A 429-nucleotide genomic window follows, 5' to 3' on the forward strand; every position below is an offset into this window, starting at 1 on the left:
AATCATTGGACGCACATTGCAACACAGAATTCAATTTCTTCTGCGATGTCTACGCCCAATATCTTCCCGAAGGGATAAAGGAAGAAATGAATAAGAAAAAAGGAGCCGTAGAGCAACTGGACTATCTATATAAAGAATGTGTCAAAACCAATCAGCAGATTTATCTGTTCATTGATGAATACGACCATTTTACAAACAAAATCCTATCAGAACCTTCCTGTCTCGAAGATTATAAAAGCGAAACACACGGAACCGGTTATCTGCGCAGCTTCTTCGATACGGTGAAAGCAGGCACTTATTCTACGATCAAACGTTGCTTCGTGACAGGTGTCAGCCCCGTCACAATGGACGATCTCACCAGCGGATTCAATATTGGCACCAATTATTCGCTCTCTCCGGAATTTAATGAAATGACCGGATTCAACGAAG

At 41.7% G+C, this 429-nt stretch carries 1 protein-coding gene; it reads left to right on the forward strand.

Annotated elements, in window-relative coordinates; all coding sequences use genetic code 11:
• Nucleotides 1-429, forward strand: a 429-nt coding sequence (locus KTR06_RS24375; protein ID WP_217290900.1) for an AAA family ATPase, incomplete at both ends; no start/stop codon positions are given.

The sequence above is a fragment of the Bacteroides sp. MSK.20.12 genome, from assembly GCF_019052435.1.
In the GTDB taxonomy this organism is placed as follows: domain Bacteria; phylum Bacteroidota; class Bacteroidia; order Bacteroidales; family Bacteroidaceae; genus Bacteroides; species Bacteroides xylanisolvens.